Annotated in this window: 22 protein-coding genes and 1 pseudogene; 15 read left to right on the top strand and 8 right to left on the bottom strand. The window is 68.4% G+C overall.

What is annotated here, in order from left to right:
* Positions 1-23: 23 nt before the first annotated feature.
* From AC0685_RS26335 to AC0685_RS26325, 3 genes are all read left to right on the top strand, one after another.
* Positions 24-3,050: an NACHT domain-containing protein gene (locus AC0685_RS26335; RefSeq protein WP_478227949.1), complete on the top strand. Its 3,027-nt coding sequence runs from the start codon at positions 24-26 to the stop codon at positions 3,048-3,050.
* Positions 3,051-3,308: 258 nt separating this feature from the next.
* Positions 3,309-3,779, top strand: coding sequence for a carboxymuconolactone decarboxylase family protein (locus tag AC0685_RS26330; RefSeq protein ID WP_034311532.1), 471 nt, complete (start codon positions 3,309-3,311; stop codon positions 3,777-3,779).
* Positions 3,776-4,210 carry an ester cyclase gene (locus AC0685_RS26325; protein WP_478227948.1) on the top strand — a complete coding sequence of 145 codons (435 nt, stop codon included), beginning with the start codon at positions 3,776-3,778 and terminating at the stop codon, positions 4,208-4,210. Before AC0685_RS26330 ends, AC0685_RS26325 begins: the two co-directional genes overlap by 4 nt.
* Before the next feature lie 3 nt (positions 4,211-4,213).
* On the opposite strand, the gene sigJ is transcribed toward AC0685_RS26325, so the two are convergent.
* From sigJ to AC0685_RS26310, 3 genes are all read right to left on the bottom strand, one after another.
* Complete coding sequence (gene sigJ, locus AC0685_RS26320) at positions 4,214-5,134, bottom strand: RNA polymerase sigma factor SigJ (protein WP_478227947.1); 921 nt, start codon at positions 5,132-5,134, stop codon at positions 4,214-4,216.
* A 196-nt stretch (positions 5,135-5,330) separates the two neighbouring features.
* Positions 5,331-5,906 carry an ankyrin repeat domain-containing protein gene (locus tag AC0685_RS26315; RefSeq protein WP_478227946.1) on the bottom strand — a complete coding sequence of 192 codons (576 nt, stop codon included), beginning with the start codon at positions 5,904-5,906 and terminating at the stop codon, positions 5,331-5,333.
* 146 nt (positions 5,907-6,052) lie between these two features.
* Positions 6,053-6,598: a GlcG/HbpS family heme-binding protein gene (locus AC0685_RS26310; RefSeq protein ID WP_478227945.1), complete on the bottom strand. Its 546-nt coding sequence runs from the start codon at positions 6,596-6,598 to the stop codon at positions 6,053-6,055.
* A 185-nt stretch (positions 6,599-6,783) separates the two neighbouring features.
* On the opposite strand from AC0685_RS26310, the gene AC0685_RS26305 reads away from it, so the two are divergent.
* Positions 6,784-7,953: a sensor histidine kinase gene (locus AC0685_RS26305; protein WP_478227944.1), complete on the top strand. Its 1,170-nt coding sequence runs from the start codon at positions 6,784-6,786 to the stop codon at positions 7,951-7,953.
* Entirely contained in the window at positions 7,950-8,576 is a 627-nt protein-coding gene (locus AC0685_RS26300; protein WP_478227943.1) for a response regulator, read from the top strand. Before AC0685_RS26305 ends, AC0685_RS26300 begins: the two co-directional genes overlap by 4 nt.
* Before the next feature lie 158 nt (positions 8,577-8,734).
* Here AC0685_RS26300 and AC0685_RS26295 read toward each other — a convergent pair.
* A pseudogene (locus AC0685_RS26295) lies at positions 8,735-9,400 on the bottom strand (aldo/keto reductase); the annotation flags it as partial.
* 18 nt (positions 9,401-9,418) lie between these two features.
* Here AC0685_RS26295 and AC0685_RS26290 point away from each other — a divergent pair.
* On the top strand, positions 9,419-9,604 hold the full coding sequence (locus AC0685_RS26290) for a hypothetical protein (protein WP_478227942.1): 186 nt from the start codon (positions 9,419-9,421) through the stop codon (positions 9,602-9,604).
* Here AC0685_RS26290 and AC0685_RS26285 read toward each other — a convergent pair.
* Together AC0685_RS26285 and AC0685_RS26280 are read right to left on the bottom strand one after the other, a co-directional pair.
* On the bottom strand, positions 9,570-10,646 hold the full coding sequence (locus AC0685_RS26285; protein WP_478227941.1) for a flavin-containing monooxygenase: 1,077 nt from the start codon (positions 10,644-10,646) through the stop codon (positions 9,570-9,572). The two genes, AC0685_RS26290 and AC0685_RS26285, sit on opposite strands and share 35 nt — an antisense overlap.
* Entirely contained in the window at positions 10,643-11,977 is a 1,335-nt protein-coding gene (locus AC0685_RS26280) for an FAD-dependent oxidoreductase (protein WP_478227940.1), read from the bottom strand. Before AC0685_RS26280 ends, AC0685_RS26285 begins: the two co-directional genes overlap by 4 nt.
* Before the next feature lie 101 nt (positions 11,978-12,078).
* Here AC0685_RS26280 and AC0685_RS26275 point away from each other — a divergent pair, with 101 nt between their 5' ends.
* The 4 genes from AC0685_RS26275 to AC0685_RS26260 all read left to right on the top strand — a co-directional run bounded on the left by AC0685_RS26275 (position 12,079) and on the right by AC0685_RS26260 (position 14,608).
* Complete coding sequence (locus AC0685_RS26275; protein WP_478227939.1) at positions 12,079-12,822, top strand: helix-turn-helix domain-containing GNAT family N-acetyltransferase; 744 nt, start codon at positions 12,079-12,081, stop codon at positions 12,820-12,822.
* A 272-nt stretch (positions 12,823-13,094) separates the two neighbouring features.
* Positions 13,095-13,463, top strand: a complete 369-nt coding sequence (locus tag AC0685_RS26270; RefSeq protein ID WP_219150733.1) for a roadblock/LC7 domain-containing protein — start codon at positions 13,095-13,097, stop codon at positions 13,461-13,463.
* A 25-nt stretch (positions 13,464-13,488) separates the two neighbouring features.
* Positions 13,489-13,860, top strand: a complete 372-nt coding sequence (locus tag AC0685_RS26265; RefSeq protein ID WP_125681949.1) for a hypothetical protein — start codon at positions 13,489-13,491, stop codon at positions 13,858-13,860.
* Positions 13,861-13,882: 22 nt separating this feature from the next.
* Positions 13,883-14,608, top strand: a complete 726-nt coding sequence (locus AC0685_RS26260; protein WP_478227938.1) for a hypothetical protein — start codon at positions 13,883-13,885, stop codon at positions 14,606-14,608.
* Positions 14,609-14,666: 58 nt separating this feature from the next.
* Here the strand turns inward: AC0685_RS26260 and AC0685_RS26255 are convergent, their stop codons facing one another.
* Positions 14,667-15,791, bottom strand: a complete 1,125-nt coding sequence (locus AC0685_RS26255; RefSeq protein WP_478227937.1) for a S1 family peptidase — start codon at positions 15,789-15,791, stop codon at positions 14,667-14,669.
* Between the two features lie 208 nt (positions 15,792-15,999).
* Here AC0685_RS26255 and AC0685_RS26250 point away from each other — a divergent pair, with 208 nt between their 5' ends.
* Genes AC0685_RS26250 through AC0685_RS26230 form a run of 5 tightly spaced genes read left to right on the top strand, consistent with a single transcriptional unit; the run spans position 16,000 to position 21,628 of the window.
* A complete protein-coding gene (locus AC0685_RS26250) occupies positions 16,000-17,649 on the top strand; it encodes a fatty acyl-AMP ligase (protein ID WP_478227936.1) in 1,650 nt (549 codons plus the stop codon).
* Complete coding sequence (locus AC0685_RS26245; protein WP_478227935.1) at positions 17,642-17,905, top strand: acyl carrier protein; 264 nt, start codon at positions 17,642-17,644, stop codon at positions 17,903-17,905. Before AC0685_RS26250 ends, AC0685_RS26245 begins: the two co-directional genes overlap by 8 nt.
* 5 nt (positions 17,906-17,910) lie before the next feature.
* Positions 17,911-18,222, top strand: coding sequence for a hypothetical protein (locus AC0685_RS26240; RefSeq protein ID WP_340688142.1), 312 nt, complete (start codon positions 17,911-17,913; stop codon positions 18,220-18,222).
* Positions 18,222-21,209 (top strand): WXG100 family type VII secretion target, encoded by a 2,988-nt coding sequence (locus AC0685_RS26235; RefSeq protein WP_478227934.1) that lies wholly within the window; start codon positions 18,222-18,224, stop codon positions 21,207-21,209. Before AC0685_RS26240 ends, AC0685_RS26235 begins: the two co-directional genes overlap by 1 nt.
* 20 nt (positions 21,210-21,229) lie before the next feature.
* Positions 21,230-21,628, top strand: coding sequence for a hypothetical protein (locus AC0685_RS26230; RefSeq protein WP_478227933.1), 399 nt, complete (start codon positions 21,230-21,232; stop codon positions 21,626-21,628).
* 64 nt (positions 21,629-21,692) lie between these two features.
* Here AC0685_RS26230 and AC0685_RS26225 read toward each other — a convergent pair whose 3' ends face one another.
* Positions 21,693-22,076 carry a hypothetical protein gene (locus AC0685_RS26225; protein WP_478227932.1) on the bottom strand — a complete coding sequence of 128 codons (384 nt, stop codon included), beginning with the start codon at positions 22,074-22,076 and terminating at the stop codon, positions 21,693-21,695.
* Between the last annotated feature and the right edge of the window lie 298 nt (positions 22,077-22,374).

The following is a 22,374-nucleotide window of genomic DNA, read 5'->3' as shown; positions in this document are numbered from 1 at the left end:
ACATCGCCGGGTTAGAGGCTGCCTTGCTGAAAGTCGGCGGTGCGCTGGCGAGCCGAGCGGTGCGCGCGTGGCTGACGAGCCGGACCAGCGCGGACCGTCGAGAGATGGAGCTCGCCGAACTGGTCGCGTATCGGTACCCGGTCCTACGGCATCAGCGTGAATTCCGGCGGAAGATGGAGGAAATCGAAGAGCAGGTCGCGGATCGCCTGCAACCCCTGTGCGAGAACGAGTTCCCCGGGTTGCCGGAGAACGAACGCGAGGCCGCGACCTTGGCGGTCGCCGATGCGCTCGAGCGGGCCGAACTGACCGACGCGGTGATCTTCCGGGTGGATCTGAACCCCCTCGGCCTGGCGCGCGAGATCAGGGAGCACGCGCCGCAGACGGTGCGCAACGGCGATCTGTCGGAGCCCGCGGGCAAGCTTTTCGATCTCCTTCTGGATCAGGTCTGCTATTACCTGGCCCATCTGATCCGGGACCTGCCCGAGTTCGACGCGAGAGCGTCTGTCGAGATGCTGTCCAGGCTGAGCGGTATCGCAGGCCAGCTCGGTGAGATACTCGACCGGCTTCCGGTGACCGAGCTGAGCGCGTCGAGCGAGGAAGACCAGGACGAGGAGTTCCGGGACGCCTACTTCGAGCTGGTCAGCAATCTGTACGACCGGCTGGAGATTCTCGGCATCACGACGAACTACTACGAGCCGACCATGACCTTGACGGTCGCCTATCTCAGCCTCACCGCGTCCACGGTTTCGAAGGGGCACGAATTCCCCTCGGCGAGGGACAAGACGGAAGCTCCGGTGGGATTCGGTACCGGGGAGCGGGAGCAGGACGTCGTCCGGGTGGGCGATGCCCTCGGCGGTAAACGCCTCGTGCTTCTGCAGGGCGACGCCGGCGCGGGCAAGAGCACGCTTCTCCAATGGATCGCCATCACGGCCGTGCGGCGCAGGTTCGTGGGCAGGCTCTCGGAGTGGAACGGGAAGGTCCCCTTCCTCCTGCGGCTCCGGGACTTCTCGGAGAACCGCCTGCCGAACGGGGACGAGTTCCTGCTGCACGCCAACGCGCCGCAGTGGGGTCCGGTGCCGCAGGGCTGGGTGGACCGTGTCGCCGAGAGCGGGCGAGCGCTGTTCCTGATAGACGGCGTGGACGAACTCCCGGAGCAGGAGCGGGCGAAGGTGCGGGAATGGCTCCGGGTGCTTTGCGCCCGCTTCCCGGAATGCCTGATCGTCGTCACGTCGCGGCCTTCGGAGCGAACCGAGCGGTGGCTCGTGGCCGACAAATTCCACCCGGTGACGCTGGAGCCGATGAATCCGCAGGATGTCCGCATCTTCATCGAACGCTGGCACAACGCGCTGCTGGATTCGACGGCCGGCCGGGACATCGCGCTGCCGTGCCCGAGGGACGACGTCCCCGTCCATCAGCGAAGTCTTCTGCTGCACCTGGATTCGAGGCCGCACCTCCGCGCGCTGGCTCGGAACCCGCTCCTGTGCGCGATGATCTGCGCGCTGAACCTGGACCGCCGGGCCAATCTGCCGCGTGATCGGATGACGCTCTACGAGGCGGCTCTCGACATGCTGCTCGAGCGCCGTGACGCTGACAAGAAGGTGCGCGTCGACGGAGACACCCAGCTGAGCGCGGTCGAGAAACGGGCCATGCTCAGGGCTTTGGCCTGGTGGCTGAACGAGAACGGGCGCGCGGAGATGTCCCGCGAAGAGGCGATTCACCAGCTGCGGCTCAAGATCGGCACGATGCCCGGTGTCACCCAGGCTCCCGAAGAAGTCCTTCGGCATCTCCTGGAGCGCAGCGGCTTGATCCGGCAGCCGGTCATCGGCCGGATCGATTTCGTGCACCGGACCTTCCAGGAGTTCCTCGCGGCCAAGGAGGTCGTCGAACGCGACAGCATCGATCTGCTGATCAACAACGCGAGCTCGGATCTGTGGCGTGAGACGGTTCTCATGGCCTGCTCCCATGCGACCGCGGTCCAGCGCGATCGGCTGCTGAACGGGATCGTCAACAGGGCCTACGATTTCTATCGCGAGGAGGAGGGGCAGTCCCGGCACCGGCTCATGCTTCTCGCCGCGTCGTGCCTGGAAAGCGCCGTGGAGCTATCCGCCGACACCATCGAACGTGTGGAGGCCTGCTTGCATGAGCTGCTGCCTCCGACGAGCTCGGACGAAGTGAGCGCGCTGGCCACCGTGGGACGGCCGCTGTTCCGCGTCCTGCCCTCCGATCTCAGTGACCTTTCGAACTCGCAAGCGGTGTTCTTGGTGCGCACGGTCGCACTGTCGAACGACATCGATGTGCTGAGGGTGCTCGGCGAGTATGCGCGGGATCCGCGCTGGGAGGTCCAGGAGGAGATCGTCGCCTGTGCCCGCTACTTCGACCTCGGTGATTATTGTGATCGCGTACTGAGGGATGCTCCGCTGTTCGACCACGGTATGGAAATCCGGAGCATGGAGTGGGTCGAACATCTCTACAAGCTGCGCAAGCTGGAAAGTGTCGAGATCAAGATCTACCCGGAGAAGGTCGAGGATCTGCGGCCTTTTCGCCGGGTCCGGGCCCTGCGTGGACTGCTGGCGCATGTTGCCGGTGACTGTGCCGTCACACCGTTGTGGGAGCACCGGAACCACTTGCGGTACCTGAATCTCACTTGTGACCGGTCCTTCGTGGAGCTGGAGACGCTCACCGATTTCCGGTCCCTGCGGGAGCTCGCGCTGGCGCCGGCTTCGGGGCTGGGCGACTTGTCCTTCATCGGCATCGCGCTCGGTGGTTTGACGAGGCTGGAGCTTTCCGGTGTCGAACCGGATGCCGACCTGTCGGTGGTCGGCGGCCTCGCCGAATTGCGACGGCTCGGTCTCAAGGACTGCCGTGCGGAGCTCGACCTCTCCGAGCTGGACGGTCTGTCGAAACTGGAGAGGATCGACCTGCGTGGTGCCCTGCCGAAGCTGGATCTGAGTCCCTTGGCCGATCGGCGTATCCGTGTCCTGCTGGATCGCGATCATCGGTGCGCCGGGCTGGACTCGCTGGGGCCGCAGGTCGAACTCCAGTTCTTCTGAGCAGACTCGGCGGCGTTCCTCGGGTATCGCGGTCGCCGGTGGCTTCCTGGCCATGGCCACCCTGCGCTTCCCCCGGAGCGCGCCGAGCGAAGTCGCCGGAGGTGACCCGGCGGTCGTGCGATGACCGGCTGTACCACCGCGTGGAGGGCGAGACCGTTCGAGGTCCGCCCTCCACACGGCGTTTTCGGGGCTGGGCTCACATTTCGTGGTGCCGTGTCGTCGGTTGGGCAGAACACCACCAAGGCAAAGGAGATCGCGATGAACGCCAGGCTCGACTACTTCGGCAACAAGGTCGGCGGAAAGTTCATGAGGACCATCATCTCGGCGGGGAGGGGACTCGCCGATTCACCGCTGTCGCTCACGATCCAGGAACTGGTCCGGATGCGCGCGAGCCAGATCAACGGATGCGCGGTGTGCCTGGACATCCACACCAAGGAAGCCGCCGCCGCGGGCGAAACGGATGTGCGGATCAACCTGGTCGCCGTGTGGCGGGAGGCGAACGTCTTCACCGAGGCCGAGCGTGCCGCGCTGGAGGTGACCGAACAGGCCTGCCGGATGGCCGACGGGGGCGGCGTCACCGATGAGGCGTGGGCGAACGCCGCCAAGCACTTCGACGAGGACCAGCTCGCCGCGCTGGTCGGGGTGATCTCGCTGATCAACGCCTTCAACCGGGTGAACGCCATCGTCCAGAACCCCGGCGGCGACTACCGGGTCGGCCAGTTCGCATGACCGCCACTGAGACAGCACGCAACCGGGCGGTGTTCGGCCGCTTTCACGACGCGACGAACAGCGGCAGCTACGACGTCATCGAGAAGACGATCGACGAGGTCGTCGCGCCGGACGTGGTGTTCCACGCGCCGGTGCCGTTGGAGACAACAGGGGCGCAGGCACTGAAACAGGTGTGGACGGTGCTGCTGCGCGCGTTCCCCGATCTGCGGGTCTCGGCCGAGGACGTGCTCGCCGACGGCGACAAGATCGTCTGCCGGAACACCGTCACCGGTACCCACCGGGGCGAGTTCAGGGGGATGCCCGCCACCGGGAAGCCGGTTTCCTACAGCGAGATCTTCATCCTCCGCTTCGCCGGAGGGCGCGTCGCCGAGATCTGGGGTGTCGTCGACGTCCTCACCCAGCTGCGGCAACTCGGCGCCCTAGCGGCGTAGCGGTCAGGCGTCGGCCCACGGCCGGAGTTTCTCCGGGTTCCGCATCCCCCAGATGCGCTGGATGCGGTCGTCGGCGACGTGGAACGCGAAGACGGCGACGGTCCGCCCGGCCTGCTGGAGCACGAGGCCGGGCCGGCCGTTGACCTCCCGCTCCACCAGGTCGAGGCCGGACGTCAGATGCGCCACCGAAATGAGATAGGACGCCACCTCCTCGCGCCCTTCGAACGGATGCAGCGCGGCCCTGACGACACCTCCGCCGTCACTGGCCGCCTTGACGTCCGGATCGAGGAGACCGATGAGGGCTTCGATGTCCTTGGCTTCCCACGCCTTCTTGAACTCCTTGACGAGGTCCGCCTGCCGGGCGATCGGGGCGGGCATGAGCCGCGTCGCGCGGATGCGGCGGCGGGCGGAGGTGGCCAGTTGACGGCAGGCCGCCGGGGTGCGGCCGACGATCTCCGCGACCTCGGCGAAGGGGTAGCGGAAGACGTCGTGCAGGACGAACGCGACCCGCTCGGCCGGTGTCAGCGACTCGAGCACGACGAGAAAGGCCATGTTGATCGACTCGTCGAGGGTGATCCGGTCAGCCGGATCGTCGGTGGGCGGACGCAGGGTCGTCCATTCGACATGCCCCGGCAAGGGTTCGGGGAGCCACTCGCCGACGTAGCGTTCCCGCCGTGCGCGGGCCGAGCCGAGGAGGTCCAGGCAGATGCGACCGGCGACGGTTGTCAGCCAGGCGCCGGGGGAGTCGATCGCTTCCCGCTGTGCCGGGGACAAGGCGTACCAGCGGCTATAGGTCTCCTGCACCACGTCCTCGGCCTCGGAAAGCGAGCCGACCAGGCGATACGCGAGCCCGATCAGCTGACGCCGTTCACTCACGATCGCCTTCAACGCCGGGTCGAGCGGGCCGTGCGTGCGTTCGTTCATGGGAATTCGCCCCCTGGGTCTCGTGCGCTGTCCCGGGTACGACGAGACACGGCCGCCGGATGTGAGGCCACCTCCGGCGGCGGTGGGCGGTCCGCGGTGACCGGGCGTTATGGGTGTGTGGAAATAGGGACATTCAACATCGGCACGACCACTTGGCCCGATAGCCCTTTGCCTTCACGGACTTCGTGAGTGGCGGTCAGCGTGCGCCCGCTTCGGTGAGGATCCGGGCGACGGCCGTCTGGCCTTTGGCCCGAGTGTGCGCGAGGGGAGTGACGCCCTGATTGTCGGCGAGGTTCACGTCGGCCCCGGCGGCGACGAGCGCCCGGACCACTTCCTGGTGACGCGGCCCGCCGTCGCCGAGGATGACCGCTTCCAGCAAGGCGGTCCAGCCGAGGTCGTTCACGTGGTCGACGTTGATCCCGCTGCCGGCCACCAACCGCACGTACTCGGCGTGCCCGCGTTCGGAGGCGGGGATCAGCGAGACACCGCCGTACCGGTTGGTGATGGTCAGGTCCGGCTTGGCCTCGAGCAGCAGCTTCGCCATCGGGACGTTGCCGGTGACTCCGGTGACGAGCCACGGCGTGTCGTGCCGCCCGTCGAGCGCGTTCGGGTCGGCGCCCGCTTTGACGAGGACTTCGGCGACGTCGACGCGGTTCTCGGTGACGGCGACGAGCAACGGGGTCCGGCCGTGATCGTCACGGGTCTCCAGGTCGACGCCCGCGTCGACAGCCTGCCGGACGCGGTTCACGTCGGCTTCGAAGAGTTGGCTCATGGGGACTCCTTGGCGGGGCGGCTGGGACGAGGCGGGCGGCGAGGCGGTGCTCGGCGCCGTCCGGGGTGGTGCGCTCGGTGCCTGCGGGGAGCAGGCACCGAGCACGAGGGCGGCGAGCACCGCCACGATCGCCCGCTCACCGATCATCAGCGAAGTTCCCCGATGGCGCGCAGCCCGGCCGTGGCGAAGCGCTCGTCGAGGTCGCCGCTGGGCGCGCCGCCGACACCGATCCCGGCGATCGGGCCGCCGTTCGCGGCGACCGGCACACCGCCGCCGAGGAAGAGCGTGCCGGGGATGTCGCGGATGGTCGGGCCGTCGCCCTGGGCGTTCTTGGCCAGCGCGGACGTGGGCTGTCCGAAGGAGACCGCGGTGAAGGCCTTGCGCTTGGCGGACTCTTCCGTCTGCGGCCCGGCGCCGTCGCCCTTGAGCAGCACACGCACGTCACCCGAGCGGTCAACCACGGCCACGGTGATCCGCTGGCCCTCCTTCTCGGCTGCGTCCAGCGTGGCCTGCGCGGCGCGGGTGGCGGCGTCGACGCTGAGCACGCTCGTCTGCACGACGGACTGCTGGGCGGGCGGCTGCGGCTTGTGGTCCTGTGCCTGCGCCGCGCCCACCCCGGTGGCCAGCGCGACGGTCGCGAGACCGGCCGTCATGCCGAGGATGAGACGAGTGCGGGGGAGCTTGGCGTTCATCGGATTTCCTTTGCGGTGAGGGGGTGTTGCTTTCCCCTACGACTTTCCCTGCCGGCGGGGCCCGGCGAATCGGGAGAGTGGACATCGATCGGACGTCGAGTGATCGGTAGGGGCATCAACCGAACGATTGATGCGGGGCACCCCGCCTCCCTGCTTACGATCATCGGCGACGAAGGGAGGACCGGATGAAATCGCACCTCGGCGCGGCCACCCGGCTGACCGCCGCGATGCATGCCGGGTTCTTCCTGCTGCTCGCCGCGTCGGTGGCCAGGTTCGTCGCGGGGCACGGGTTGAGCGGCGCCACACCGTTGATCCTCGTGCTCACCGGCGCGCTCGCGCTGGTCTACGTGGCGGGTGTGCTGAGCTGGGAAATGCTCGACCGGTGGCGGCCGGTGTGGTTGACGGCGGTGATCGCGGTCTGGCTCGCACTGGTGGTGGCCGCGCCGAGTTTCGCCTGGTGCGCCGTACCGTTGTTCTTCGTCTGCCTGCAGATGCTGCGCCCGCGGATGATGATCGCGGTGGTGGTCCTGCTGACCGCCGCGACCATCCTGGCCCAGCTGAGGATCGCGAGCGGGTTCGATCCGAGCCTCGTGCTCGCGCCCATCGCGGTCGCGCTGATGGCCACGATGACCTTCCTGCAACTCGACGGGGACCGGAGGAAGCTGGGGGAAGCCGTCAAGGCACTCCTGGGTGCCAGGGTCGATCTCGCGCAGAGCCAGCGACTGGCCGGGATGATGCAGGAACGGGAGCGGCTGGCGCGAGAGATCCATGACGCCCTCGCCCAGGGGATCTCGAGTACGCGGATGCTGCTGCAGGCGGCACAGCGGTCGTGGGACACGGACCCGGAACTGGCGAAAGGCCATGTGTCCCGCGCCGTCGAGGCGGCGGGGGACAACCTCGCCGAGGCGCGCCGGTTCGTCAAAGGCCTCGGGTCACCGCGGCTCGACGCCGGGGATCTCGTCGAGACGTTGAAGGATCTCGCCGAGCAGGTCATGTTCGCCGCCATGCACGCTGTGCGTTTCGAGACCAGCGGAGACCCCTATCCGCTGTCGCCCGAGGTGGAGGCAGGTCTGCTCCGGGTCGCGCAGGGCGCGCTGGCGAACGTCAGCGAGCACGCCAGGGCGACGAAGGCCGCCGTCACGCTGACTTACTTGGTGGACAAGGTCGTCCTCGACATCCGTGACGACGGTGTCGGCTTCGATCCGGCTTCGACTCGCGCGACCGGCGACCGGGGGAACGGGCTGCGGATGATCAGCGAGCGGCTCGCCGAACTCGGTGGTGAGATGGTCGTCGAGAGCGCGCCGGGAGAGGGCACCGCGCTCGCCGTCGCCGTGCCCACCAGGGAGGTTCGATGACCGTCCGGGTACTGATCGTCGACGATCATCCGGTGGTGCGGGCGGGAATAGCCGCGCTGCTGGCCGGCGAGCCCGGCTTCGAGGTGATCGGCGAATGCGCGGGGGCCGATGAGGCCGTGCTGTTCGCCAGCGCGGAGAAGCCGGACGTCGTGCTGATGGACCTGCAGCTCGGCGACGGCCCGGACGGCGTGAACGCCACCGAACGCCTGACCGCGCTGCCGGAGCCGCCGAAGGTACTGGTGCTCACCACCTACGACGCCGAGCTGGACATCACCAGGGCGGTGGCCGCCGGCGCCACCGGCTACCTGCTCAAGGCGGGGCCGCCCGAGGACCTCTTCAAGGGCATCCACGCGGCCGCGCGCGGTGAGACCGTGCTGGCACCTCAGGTCGCGGCCCGGCTCTTCGGGCACATGCGGGCACCGGCGCCCGCGTTGAGCCCCCGTGAGACCGAGATCGTGCAGTTGGTGGCGGAAGGGTTGATCAACCGGCAGATCGCCGCGCGGCTGTTCATCTCCGAAGCCACGGTGAAGACACACCTGGTCCACATCTACGACAAACTCGGCGTCGACAGCCGTGCCGGTGCGGTGGCCGTCGCCACGGAACGGAGGATCATCCGCAACTGAAGGCGTCGCTCCGGGTTCGCGTCCGAAAGGCCGGCGCCAATCGGCTCGAACCCGCGGTCTGGGTTCGGACCTTTCCGGCTGGCAGGGCATCGGTACAGGGGGTCGTGAGTGGAAAGTGTCGTTAGAACGTCACTTGTCACTCACGACCACGGTGAGGGTCAGCGGCGCGGTTCGATCGTCATGTCGCCACGGGTCAGCGCGAGGGTCGTGTCGCGGGACAGCATCTCGTGCGGGAATCCGAGATCGATCGCGCTGGCCTCGTCGAGGCGGGCCAGTTGCGAGCCGGTGAATTCGACCTCCAGCGCGCCGAGGTTGTCCTCCAGCTGGGCGGGTGTGCGGGCGCCGATGATCGGTGCCGTCACGCCCGGGTTCAGCAGGGTCCAGGCCAGCCCGATCTGGGCGGGGCTGCGGCCGAGCTCCGCGGCGACCTCCTTCACCACGTCCACGATCGCGAGATTGCGTTCGGTGAGCGTGCCCTAGGCGAAGTTGAGGTTCTTGCGGGTGCCGTCTTCGGACGGCACCGCGGTCACGTCGTCCCTGTTGTACTTCCCGGTGAGCAGGCCGCCCGCCAGCGGTGACCAGGGGACCACGCCCAGCCCCATCTCGCGTGCCATGGGGATCAGGTCGCGTTCCCCGGTGCGCTCGATCAGGTTGTACTCGATCTGCAGCGCGACCAGCGGTGACCAGCCGCGCAGGTCGGCGATCGCCTGCATCCGCGAAACCTCCCAGGCCGGCGCGTTGGAGATCGCCACGTACAGGAGCTTGCCCTGCCGGACCAGATCGTCCATCCCGCGTAGGATCTCCTCGACCGGCGTCGTGAAATCCATCTCGCGTCGTTGCGGTTGCGTACCACCCGCGGTCGTATCCCCACCGAAGGCACCCGCGTGGTGGCCGAGCCACGGCTGCACCTTCTCGGCTACGGCGACTGGACCGGTCCCGCCTCGGCCACGCTCATCGGCGTCGGCATGACCGCCCGGGCCGCGGTCGCCGACCTCACAGCCATGCTGGTGACCGGCGGCGACCCGTAGGCCTGACCAGAAGGCGTTTGGTCACGTACCGCGCGTCGCGTCCGACACCGCGCAGGGTGGCGGAGGCGAAGCTGCGCTGCCATTCCAGGCCGACGAAGGCCAACCCGTGGTGGGTGGTGGACAGGCCGCGATCGTGCAGCGGCCGTCCATCGGAGTCCAGTGCGCCGAGTCCGTCCAAATAGGACAGTCCGGGTCGGAAGCCGGTGGCGAGCAGGATGGTGTCGACGTGTTCGCGGGTTCCGTCCGGCCAGCGCACACCGTCGCCGTCGATGGTGGTGAACATGCGCCTCTGATCCGGTTCTCCGTCGAGAATCGCGGCTTTGTAGCCGCCGGGGTCGTTGACAGGTGAGGTGAGTGGTTCTTTCAGCACATGGCCGATCGGCAGGCGGTCGAACCCGACGGCGGCGGACCAGAAGTGCACGTCCTTCCCGAAGGGGCGCTGCGGCGCGAACTTGATCGGTGCCCGGGTGGCGAGGGTGACCCTGGCGTGGCCGGCGAGCTCGGTGGCGATCTGGACGGCGGAGTTGCCCGCGCCGACCACGATGACGCGCTGCCCGGCGAACGGGGCGGGATCGCGGTAGTCGCTGCTGTGCAGGACTTGGCCGGTGAAGCCGTCCAGCCCCGGCAGAGCGGGAAGACGGGGCCGCGAGAAGCCGCCGGATGCGGCGATGACCACGGGCGCGGACAGGGCGGCTCCTCCGGCCGTGTGCACGGTGAACACGCCGCCCTCGTGGGTGACGGCGGAGACGCGGTGTCCGGTGCGGATGTCGGTGCCGAGGCGGTCGGCGTAGCGGCGGAGATAACCGACGACTTCGTCGCGGTGCGGGTAGTGCTCGGGATCGCCGGGGAAGGGCAGGCCGGGGAGGCTGCTGTAGCGGGCGGGGGAGAAGAGGGTCAGCGAGTCGTAGTAGCGGGGCCATGAGCCGACCGGTTCGGTGCCGGCCTCGAGGATCACCGGTTTCGAGCCGCGGGTGCGCAGGGCGTGGGCGGCGGCGAGGCCGGCCTGGCCGCCGCCCACGATGATCGCGTCGTGCGCGGTCATGAGGTCCTTCCCCGTTGAGGTGCCGCCGCCAGGGGCAGGACTTCCGCGCAGCAGCCGGCCGATGCCGTGTCTTCGGGCTCGTCGAACAGACCGGCGCCACCGCACACACCCGTTTCAGCCATCCGGAGTTCGACGCGAGCGGCCGCCTCGTGGTCCCTGGCGAGCTCCGCGGCGATGCTGCGCACCTGTTCGTACCCGGTCATGGCCAGGAACGTCGGCGCACGGCCGTAGCTCTTCATGCCCGCCAGGAAGAAGTCCTTCTCCGGGTGAGCGAGTTCCTTCGCGCCATGCGGGTACACGGTCCCGCAGGAATGCACGTTCGGATCGATCAGCGGCGCGAGCGCGACCGGCGCCTGCAGGGTCGGGTCCAGGTCCAGGCGGATTTCCGAGAGCAGGCCCAGATCGGGGCGAAATCCCGACAGCGTCACCACTTCGTCGACCCGGTCGAGGCGCTGCCCGGCGGAGGAGATCAGGCTCAATCGCCCGTCTCCGTCGCGTTCGACCGTCTCGGTGCGGAATCCGGTCAGGACGGTGATCAGCCCGGATTCCACCGCCGCCCGCGCACGCAGGCCGAGAGCACCCCGAGCGGGGAGCTGGTCCGCGTCGCCGCCGCCGAAGGTGTTGCCGACCGAACCGCGGCGCAGCACCCAACTGATCCGCGTGTCCGCGGACTCCTTCGCCAGACCGGACAACGCGACCAGCGCGGTCAGCGCGGAGTGTCCGCTTCCCGCGACCACCACGTGCTTGCCCGCGTACCGTGCCCGCACCGCCGGGTCGCCCAGATCCGGGACGCGGTAGCCGATCCGGTCTACCGCCGCTCGTTCGCCGATGGCGGGAAGTCCTTCCCCGCCAAGAGGATTCGGGGTCGGCCATGTTCCGGAGGCGTCGATCACCGCCTGTGCCGTGATCCGTTCCTCCGTGCCGTCGGCGGTACGGACGTGCACGGTGAACGGCTCGTCGTCGCGGCCGCTGTCCACGACACGGTCCCGGCCGCGGCGCGCCACGCCGACCACCTCGGCGCCGAACCGGACCCGGTCGCCGAGTGCTGACGCCAGCGGGCGCAGGTAGGACTCCGCCCATTCCAAACCTGTCGGGTACGTGTCGGCGGCAGGGCCGGACCAGCCGATCGCCGCCAGAAGCCGCCCGGCCGCCGGAGCGACGAGCTCGGACCAAGGCGAGAAAAGCCGGACATGATTCCACTCCGCCACCGCGGCACCCGCGTGCGTGCCGCGTTCCAGCACCAACGGCTCGAGGCCCCGTTCGGCGAGTTCGGCGGCCGCCGCCAACCCGACCGGCCCAGCTCCGACGACCACCACAGGCAACTCGTTCATCCCCGCACCTTTCATCGATCTGGTTCGATTGAACCGACGCGGAGGACTGTATCGACAGGCATCGATTGACGCAACCATCGATGTTGGTCGATACTGGGTGCATGACCACTGGCGCCCTGCCCGAAAGCGAAGCCGCGACGTACGCCGGCTGGTTCGCCTGCCTGGCTGAGCCGATGCGGGTGAAACTGCTGCACGCGGTCGCGACGTCGTCCGGCGGCCTCACCGTCGGCGCCCTGACCGAAATCCTCGGAACGAGTCAATCCACGTGCTCGCACCACGTCCGGAAACTCGCCGAAGTCGGTTTCTTGCACCTGCGGAAAGAGGGCACCGCCACGGTCGTCACGATCAACCAGGCCTGCTGCAGCGGGCTCCCGCACGCGGCCGACGCCGTCATGGGCCTGCTCGCCCCACGGCCCTGCTGTCCGGACAACGTGCCCGATGACGTCGTCGTCCGGCCGGCGGTCGGCGGCGAAAGGCTCGACGCGGACTGGCTGCCGGGGCACTGCTGGGTCGCCGAGGTCGATGGCGAAGTCGTCGGCTGGAGCGCGGCGACCCCGGTCTCGGGCCGCGATGGTCATCGAGGCGTCGCCGAAACCTCTGTCCACGTCGTCGAAGGTCACCGCGGTCGCGGGGTGGGCAAGGCCCTGATCCACAAACAGGTCACGGAGGCCGATGCCGCCGGGATCCGGACTTTGCAGACCTCGGTCCTCACCGACGACCGTGCCGGGATCGCGTTGCATCGCAGCGCCGGCTATCGCACGGTCGGCATCCGCGAACGCATCGTCGAGCGTGACGGCGTCTGGTGCGACACCGTTTTCCTGGAACGCCGCAGCTCCGTCGACTGAAGTCCGCCCGTTGTCGCTGATCGCCCATTTCGAAGTCGTCGGGTAGTCGCAGACCGTGCCGGTATCAGGTGTCGCCGGTGCGAATGTTCCGGCGACCTGCTGCGTACACGGAAAGTGCTTGAGCCGATCGCGTGATGCCGATACCCAGTTTCTTGGACGCGTAGGTCACGGCGGACTTCGGTGGTACGGTCCATCGCGGTCGAGAACCTCGTCGAGTGATCATTGCCTCGTGTCATTCAGTGATGGGCCTTCGGAAAAAGAGAGTATGAGTAGTGGATTTCGACGCACTGATCGCCGAATTGCGAAACCTGCGGGACAACGTCACCGGGGTGACCGACACGGTGATAGCCGCGGTCGACGGAATACCGATAGTCGCCGACGCGGCGAAGAACATCGACCCCGCGGAGGTCTCCGCGCTGGCCGCCGCGAATCTCGGGATCGCGCGCCAGGCGGCCGAGGTGACCGGGAAGGGGACACTCCGGCAGACCGTGGTGTTCAGCAGCGACGGCTACATGGCCGTCTACGCCATCGACCGGATGGCGCTCATGGTGATCATGGGAGACCGGCAGCTGAATGTCGGCCGGCTTCTTTTTGAATGCCGCCCTGTCATCGACCGGATCAGCTCGATATTGGCCGCATAGCAGCCAGACGAAGAAAGTGAGTTCGATGAACATCGAAAACGCGCTGAAGGAATCCATGTCGATCGCCGGAGCGGTCGGTGTCGCGCTGGTCGATTACGAGAGCGGGATGTCGCTCGGCACGAGCGGGGGCGGTGATTGGCTCAACCTGGAGGTCGCGGCCGCGGGCAACACCGATGTCGTCAGGTCGAAGATGCGGGTCATGTCCGCGCTGTCGCTCAACGACAGCATCGAGGACATCCTCATCACGTTGCATCGCCAATACCATCTGATCCGGCTGCTGGATTCCATGAACGCCAGGAGCTCCCTTTTCCTGTACCTGGTGCTGGACCGGGATCAGGCGAATCTCGCGCTGGCTCGGCACTACCTCAAGCGTATCGAGGCGGAACTGCAGGTCTGAACAGGAACGGAGGAAGCCGGCGATGACCGGAGTCGCGTCCAGTCACCACGTGCTCGTCGCCGGCTCGGCGCTCATGGGCGGTCTCGGTCCGTTGTTCCCGGCGGGGTTGAAGCTCATCGGCGATCGGCTCGAATTGGTGTTCGCCCTGCCGGGCGGCGGCACCGACCGCCACGCCACGGATTCCGCACCGTCGGACCATCCGTTCGTCGCGGTGAAGGAGCGGATCCGGCTCAGTGCCGGCACCGGCATACCGCCACCGCGGTTCTTTCTCGACACCACCAACAGGTGGACGCGGTTGCACGTGGAGCTCACCGGACTCGCGGTGCGGGCGGTGATCGTGCTGCCGGACGAGCTTACGGCCGGGTCACTCAACGCACCGTATCTCGGGTGCTGGCAGCATCAGGTTCCCGGATCCGTGCGGCTCGCGATGGACGAGATCGCGCGGATCCTCGCCCGGTGCCGCCATCGGGCCGGCGGACCGGAACCACTGATCGACCTGGAGCTGGACTATGTGCCGGACCGGGATTTCGAGGCCGTGTTCGCGCGAGCCCATGGTCCGGTCAGGCCGTTCATCGCCCCCGTCCGTCCCGCGTTCAAGATGCGCTGGCACGCGGTGACACCCGCGCAGCGCAAGGCTTTCGCCGTCGATTTGATCGATGTGACGACCGCGGGCCGGTGGCTTCGACGCAAGCCGACCGCGAGGATCATGGGACTCGAAGTGGAACTACCGCCGAGGCCTTGGCGCTAGCCCCGGATGGTGGTGAGCGGCGATCCGGGGCGGCCCCGGATCGCCGCTCACGATCGTGTCAGGCGGTGACGAGGGACAAGCCGTAGTTCTGCAGGATCTCGTTCACCGGCTGGAACCAGGTCTCACCGCCGGAGCCGCAGTTGCCCCAGCCGCCGGAGGTGACTCCCTGCGCTTGGTCACCGGTGATGAAGGAGCCGCCGGAGTCGCCGGGTTCCGCGCAGACGTTGGTGCGGGTCATCTGGTGCACCGCGCCCTGCGAGTAGTTGACCGTCTCGTTGTGCCCCAGCACGGTGCCGCAGTGCCAGTGCGTCGTCGAACCGGACCGGCACACCGAGGTGCCGACCGGCGCGACCCACGAGCCGCGGACGAGCGCGTCGCTGACGGTGCCCCAGCCGAGGACGACCGGCGCGGTCCACCAGCCGTTGCCGATCCGGATGAAGGCGTAGTCGTTGCCGGGGAAGGAAGAACCGGCGAAGTTGCCCATCGCCGAGCCGTCCCAGCCGACGACGGAGCTGCCGGTGCCGCCACAGTGGCCGGCGCTGACGAAACCGCCGTGGACGGAGAATCCGATGGAGCAGCGGGTGTTCCCGTTGATGTAGTACGGGTCGCCGCCGACGGTGCCCGCCGCGAACGGCTCGGCCTTGGGCGCGGTGACCACCGTGACCGGACCGGATTTCCTCGCCCTGGCGAGGAAGTCGTCGACGTCGGAACCGTGCCCGCCCGGCCGCACCGCGACCACGACGCTGCCGCTGCGCGGGTCGGCGCGCCAGCCGCTGACGGCGGCGGGAGCGGGCTTGGTCTTGGCCGACATGTCGATTTCGGCCTTGGCCGCGTCGAGCCGGGCCGCGCTGATCGCGACGGCGGTGGGCTCGGCGCCTGCCTGCCGGACGGCGGAAGCGGCGGCGGGGTCGGTCACGCCGACGACGAGTTTGCCGCGCGCCGGATCGAACCAGGCGCCGCCGAACGCCGCACCGGCGGCCTGCTGGGCGACGGGCATCACCCGCGACGCGGTCATCTCCTGGGTGAGCCTGGTCGAGGCCTGCGCGGCGGTGAGCCCCAGATCCCGCTGCATGGCGGCGAGCAATCCGGGGGAAGCCTGCGCGACCGGGGCGAGGGCGGCGGATGTGAGACTCGCGGTCAGTACGGCGGCGCCACCGACTGCCAGGGCGATTCTTCGACGCATGGTCTAGTCCTCCAAGGCCGGGGGAAAGAAACACACTGCCCGCCGAGTGTGCGGCCGTGGTCCGGGAAAGAGCGAGGAATGTCCGGTCTTCTGTCCGGAATTCACAAGAGCGAATTCCGGCGGACCGGGTCGGGAATCGTCTACTTAGGACGAACAGCGGCGCGGGCCCTCCGAGCGCCCTCGCAAGGGTTCCAGTACGTTGCCGGATATGACCGCGTCGCCGGAGGAAGTGCCGGAGCAGGTGCTGCACACCTCGATCGTGGAGCGGTTGTTCGCTCGTGAAGCCGACTCGCGCCCGCTGTTCACGCACCAGGACCACAGTGCCGGTGTGGACAGCACCGTCACCTGGACGAAGTTCGTCTCACGCGTGCGAGTGGTCGCGGGCGCGCTGCGCCTGGTCGCCCGGCCGGGTGATCGCGTCGCCGTGCTCACCGGCCAGGACCTGAATTACCCCTTGGCGTTCTTCGGAGCGCTCGCCGCCGGGCTCGTCGCCGTGCCGTTGATGGCACCGGGCAGTCCTTCCCAGCGAGCCAGGCTCACCGGTGTGCTGGAGGACAGTGGCGCACGGGTGTGGGTGACCTCGTCGGCCGCCGCCGCGAAGGTACGCGAAGCGGGCACACCGGACCACCTGATCGTGGTCGACGAACTTTCCGGACCTCCGGCCGATCCGGTTCCGGTCGCACCGGAAAGCCCCGCCTATCTGCAGTACACGTCCGGGTCGACACGGGAGCCCGCCGGCGCCGTGATCCCGCACCGGGCGGTCGCCGCAGCCTGCTGGCAGGCGAGCCGGGCCTACGCCGTCGACGAGGGCACGACCTGCGCCGGCTGGATCCCGTTCTTCCACGACATGGGCCTGATCCAGCTGCTGTGCCTGCCGGTCCACGCGGGGGCGCGATCGGTGTTCATGTCGCCCGCCGAATTCGTGCACCGTCCGGTGAGATGGCTGCGTCAGCTCGCCGATCACCCGGCCGTGTTCACCGCAGCGCCGAACTTCGCGTTCGACCTGGCCGTCGATGCGGCCGGAGAAGTGGGAGACGACCTCGACCTCTCCGATGTCCGGGTCGCGCTGAACGGCGCCGAGCCGGTGCGGCCGGACACGGTCGCGCGCTTCCTGGCGACCTTCGGCCCGCGTGGATTCCGTGCCGAGGCACACCGTCCGTCGTATGGCCTTGCCGAGGCCACCGTGTACGTCGCGAGCGCGGGCGCGGAAGGACCGCGTAGCGCGGTGTTCGACCGCGAAGCCCTCGCGCAGGGCCAGGCGATCGAGGTGCCGGAAGGTCAGGAACTCGTCTCGGTCGGCCGTCCGCTCGGCCAACGGGTCCGGATCGTCCGGGACGGAGTGGTGCGGCCCGACGGCCTGGCCGGGGAGATCTGGATCCACGGGCCGAACGTCGCGGCGGGGTACTGGGGCCGTGGCGACGCCGCCGCGTTCGGCGGCGAACTCGACGGCGTCGGCGGCTGGCTGCGCACCGGCGACCTCGGCGTGGTCCATCGCGGAGACCTCTACATCACCGGAAGGCTCAAGGATCTCATCGTCATCGACGGCCGCAACTTCCACCCGCAGGACATCGAGGCGGTGGCGGGCGAGGCGCATCCGGCGATCCGCCGCGACCGCGTCGCCGCGTTCGGTGTCACGGACGAAAGGGGAGAAGGGGCGATGTTGGTGGCCGAATGGGCAAAGAACGCCGAAGCGGATGTCAAAGAAGTGACGAGAGTGGTATTGCGCGCGGTTTCCCGCGAACATGATCTGACGTTGCGATCGGTACGTCTGGTTCCTTCCGGTGACCTTCCGCGCACTTCCAGTGGCAAGGTCGCGCGGGCCGCGGCGAGGGCGCGTTATAGTCGGCCCCGTGGGTGATCACCGCGCGGAGGTCGTGAAGGTCGTCAGTGAGACTTTTCGGCTTGATCCCGCCGAAATCGAGTCCGACGCGCCGCTCGAAGAGCTGGGTATCGACTCCAAGGGACGGATAAGACTCCTGTCGGCGCTGGAGGTCTACCACGACGTGAGGATTGATCTGGACCAGCTGGACCGGTTCACCGACATCGGGTCGGTGGCCGAAGTGCTCGCAGAGGCACTCGGCGGTAAGGCCGACGGTTCCGACGAAAGGCGCTGAAAAGAATGAGCGGGGGCTTCACCGCGGCGACCGATGCGCTTTCATCGGCATCGAAGAACATCGGAAAGCTGACGGAACAGTTGCTCGAAGACAACCCGGATCTGTCGAGCACACCGGTGAACGCGGCAGGCTTCGGCCAGGCGCACGGCGACCACGCGAAGAAGTACACCGACGGGGTGGCGGCGTTGTGGGCGTCGGTCCAGGGGTACAGCACCACGCTCGGCTCGTTCGGCACGAACCTCGGTACCGCCGCCACCGCCTACGGCACCAACGAGGACGAGCAGAAGGACAAGATCACCAAGACGGGGATGCGCTAGTGGCCGACAAAACCACCTGGACCGACGTCAAAGCCGTTCTCGACGACCCGGCCGTTCCCGCCGAGCAGAAGACCAAGCTCATCGGCTCGTGGATGCGGACGCATCCGGCGCCCCCGCCGTGGTCGGCGGACCAGGAGCCGGAGGAGATCAAGCAGAAGCGCAAGGAAGCCGAGAAGTACGCGGAGTCCTACAACGCCATCCCGTTTCTGGCCTCGGACGACGTCGACAAGATCTACGGCGAAGCGAAGAAGGCCGGAGATCAGGCCAGCTTCACCCAGAACGAAGAGACGAAGGCCGTCGACGAGGGCGGCAAGAAGCTGGACGGCGCGAAGGAACCCACCGCGGAGGGCGCCGGGACCAAGACGTCGGACGAGATCTTCGACGCCGCCGCGCCCGCGCTCAAGGTCTTCCAGACCTTCGGCTCGCTGCTGGCGAAGGTCCCGGAAGACTGCCGTGGAACCTCTCGCGCGCTCGATTTCGAGAAGGACATCAAGAAGCCGTTCGACGAGCAGCGCGGGATCAGTTTCAAGAACTTCGTCGACGACGCCGCCCACTTCAAGACCGGTTCGAAGACCGTGCAGAAGGCCATCGACGACACCGGTTCCCAGCTGAACACCCTCTACGGGACCTGGACCGGGAAGGCCGCGGACGCCTCGTCGGAGAACTACAACGAGAAGATCCTCCCCAAGGCCAAAAAGCTCTCCGAGACGCTGAACAACGCGAGCGAAGCGACACTGCACACCACCGCCACGGTGTTCAAACTGTGCAAGGGCAAGGCGGACACGGTCGTCGACCTCTACAAGGAGGTCGTCGGCAAAGCGGACTTCGCGATGGCGCAGAAGGTCATCGCCATCGCCGCCGGCGAGAAGAGCGGCAAGGAGGACCTCGGCGCGATCGCGGGCTGGATGGACGTCAACTTCGGCTCCAACCTGGTCCAGCAGCTGAACAACGACGGCTGCTGCGACGACGACGAGTTCAAGAAGGCGGGCCAGGACCTCGCCAAGCAGTGGATCCAGAACCAGTTCATCCCCGAGATGTGGACCATCATCTACGAGGGATTCGCCAAGTCCTGCAAGGAAACCAAGGATTTCGTCAACCAGGCCTACGACGAGCTCGACAAGGTCATGGGCAAGGTCAAGAACGAGTTCGAGGGCGCCGGTGACAAGGGCGGCGCGGGTGGAGCCGGCGGTACGGGCGGCGGCCCTGGCGGTACGGGCGGCGGGCCCGGCGGCGGTCAGGGCCCGGACTTCACCGGTGGCCAGGGCGGTCCGGGTGGCGGCCCTGGCGGCTCGGGAACCGGCGGACCCGGTGGCGGCCCCGGCGATGGACCGGGTGGTTCGGGCAAGGGCCCCGACTTCACGGGCGGTACCGGCGGTGGGCCGGGCGGCGGTCCCGAGGGCGGCTCTGGTGGCGGTCCCGGTGGCGGTCCCGGCGCGGGTGGTCCGGGTCCGGGCGGCGGTGGTACCGGTCCGACGGGCGATGTCAAACCCCCGCCGGTCCCGGACGTGAAGATTCCCGAGAGCGGTTCCGGATCGCCGGGTGGTTCCGGTGGCGGCCCCGGTGGCGGCCTCGGCGGTGGTCCGGACGCGAACAAGGACCAGACGTCACCCTCGGGTTCGACTCCGCCGCCGTCGAACGGCGACGAGCAGAAGGCCGCGGCCGAAGAGGCGAAGAAACAGGCCGCCGCGGCGGCGGAGAACGCGAAGAAGCAGGCGTCCGAAGCGTTGGGCAAGCTGGGCGACGGTCCGGCCGGGTCCGACCTCGGCGGTTCCGGGGGCTCTGGGCCGGGTGGTTCGGGCCCGGGCGGCGGCCCCGGTGGCAGTGGCAACACGGACGCCGCGGCCGAAGCCAAGGCGGCGGCCGAAAAGGCCGGTGAAGAGGCGAAGAAGCAGGCTTCCGACGCGCTGAACAAGCTCGGCGACGCCCCCGGCGGCATGGGCGACACCGACGCGAAGGACGGCGACTCGAAGGACGGCGAGAAGGCCGCCGACGAGGCGAAGAAGAAGGCGTCGGACGCCTTGGACAAGCTCGGTGACGAGCTTTCCGGCGAAGACAAGCTGACCGGTGACAAACCCGGTGAGGACGGCGACAAGGCCGAAGACGGCGAACGCGAGACTCTCAAGGTCAAGCAGGGCGACACGACCTTCGAGATGACCGAGCCGGACAAAGACGGCGAGATGGAGATCAAGGTCGGGGACGGTTCCGGGCCCGCCAAGGACTTCAAGCTCGACTGGACCGGCGAGGGTGACGAGTCCAAGCTGGGGTCCACGCCGGATTCGGACGACGGGAAACCGGACAAGGACGGCGTCCATCGTCCCGGGCCGGACGGCAAGATCCACATCCAGGACGGCGATGTGAAGATCACCGCCGAACGCCCCGACGGTCCGTCCGGGCCGACGGTCGTCACCGTCGACGACGGCACCGGCAAGCCGACCACGTACACCCTCGGCGAGGACAAGCCCGCCACGGACAAGGCAGCGCACCCCGCGACGCCCGTCACCGGGACGGCGCAGCCCGACTCCAAGCCGGCGTTCACCCCGCACCACGGTGGCGGCGGAACCGTCCCCGATGGGATCGGCGTCCCCGCCGGTGACATCAGCGGCGGTGGCGGTGGTGGTTTCGGTGGCGGTGGTGGTGGTGCCTCGGCGCCGTCGATGCCCTTCGAAACCGCGAGCCCCGCGACAGGTCAGTCGCTCAGCGAAGGCCTGCACACCGGCGGCGGTGGGACACAGCAGCCGCAGCCCGTGGCTTCGGGTGCCCCGTCCGCTCCGATGGGCAGCCCGTCGGGGCAGTCGTTCGGCGGCGGCGCGATGCCGCCGATGGGCATGGGCGCCGGCGGAGGTGGCGGCCAGGGCGGAGACCAGGAACGGACCAACCGCGCGTACCGGATCGAGGGCGAGGTGTTCGACCAGGTCAACGAACCCACCGGCCGGATCACCGGTTCGTTGCTGGACGATGAGGATCAGTCGGTCACCCGCAAGCGGTGAGCCGGGGCAGGGGAGAACAGATGAGCGCCGATGACACCGCCACCATGAAGGCGACCCTGGACGGCCTGGTCCGCGAGCAGTCGGAGCGCCGGGCGCTGCGGGACAAACGCGCCGACGAGATCAAGGCGAGCTCGCAGGAGTTCATGACCAAGCAGGTCCAGACCGCTCAGCGTTACGTCGAGCACCGGCGGGAGCTGGGGCAGCGCAAGACGAAGTCCGGTTGGAGCACCGACCGGTTGCACGCGCAGCCGGGGGCGGCGTCACCTTTCGAAGACGACCCTGTGGACATGGCTGCTCCGTTCGCTTCGGAGCCGCCTGCCCGCACGGGGCGGGACACGCCCCGGCGCGCTCCCCGCGCACGCCCGGCACCGGCGGACGACGAGGACGACGCCTTCCTCAACAACCGCTGGCGCGACTGAACTCCCCGTCAGACGACCGGGCCGAGCGCCCCCGCGGCGCTCGGCCTGCGGGAATCCGGCTGATTCAGGCGTCTCGCCGTCCGATGGCGGCCAGCCCGGCCCAGATCGCCGCTGTCACCCACAAGGCCATCACGAACAGCGCTCCCACTGCGGACAACTGGGATTCCGTGCCGGCGAGCTGGCCCGCGAGTTCTGAAGGCATGACCGCGGCGATCCTCTCGTCCCAGGGCGCGGGTACCAGCATCCGTGGTGTCATCGGGAGAGCGAAGAGCAGGACGGCCATGGTGACCAGTGTTCCCGCGGTCGATCTGATCATCGTGGCCAGGCCGAGCGCGATCAGGGTGATCACCATCATGAGCAGGCCATCGGCCAGCACCACCGGAAGTCCGGTGTCCACAGTGGTCAGTGACCCGATCGGCCGGTCGCCGATCACGTTTTCCGGTGTCATTGTCCGAGTTGAGCGATTTGTGCGGTGTGGCGAGGGGTCGTGAGTGGCAAAGAGGGTTCGAACCCGATGCCACGTGGCTTAAGTTGATCTTGGATGGGGGTCTTGATCGTAAGCGGTGAGGATTGCCGCAGGTCAAGCACTCGGTTGCCCTGGCCGACAGGAGTCGACCGCGCCCCTGATTGATGCCCGGGTGGGCGATTTCGCGAGGGGGTCGTGAGTGGCGTTTCGGGTTAGTCCTTGTGGCCTTGGTGGGGCGTGCTGAGCGCGTGAAAATGGTGGGTGGGTCGCCTGGGCGACG

The sequence above is a fragment of the Amycolatopsis sp. NPDC043889 genome (assembly GCF_056435645.1).
This window is presented reverse-complemented; position numbering and strand designations above follow the sequence as displayed.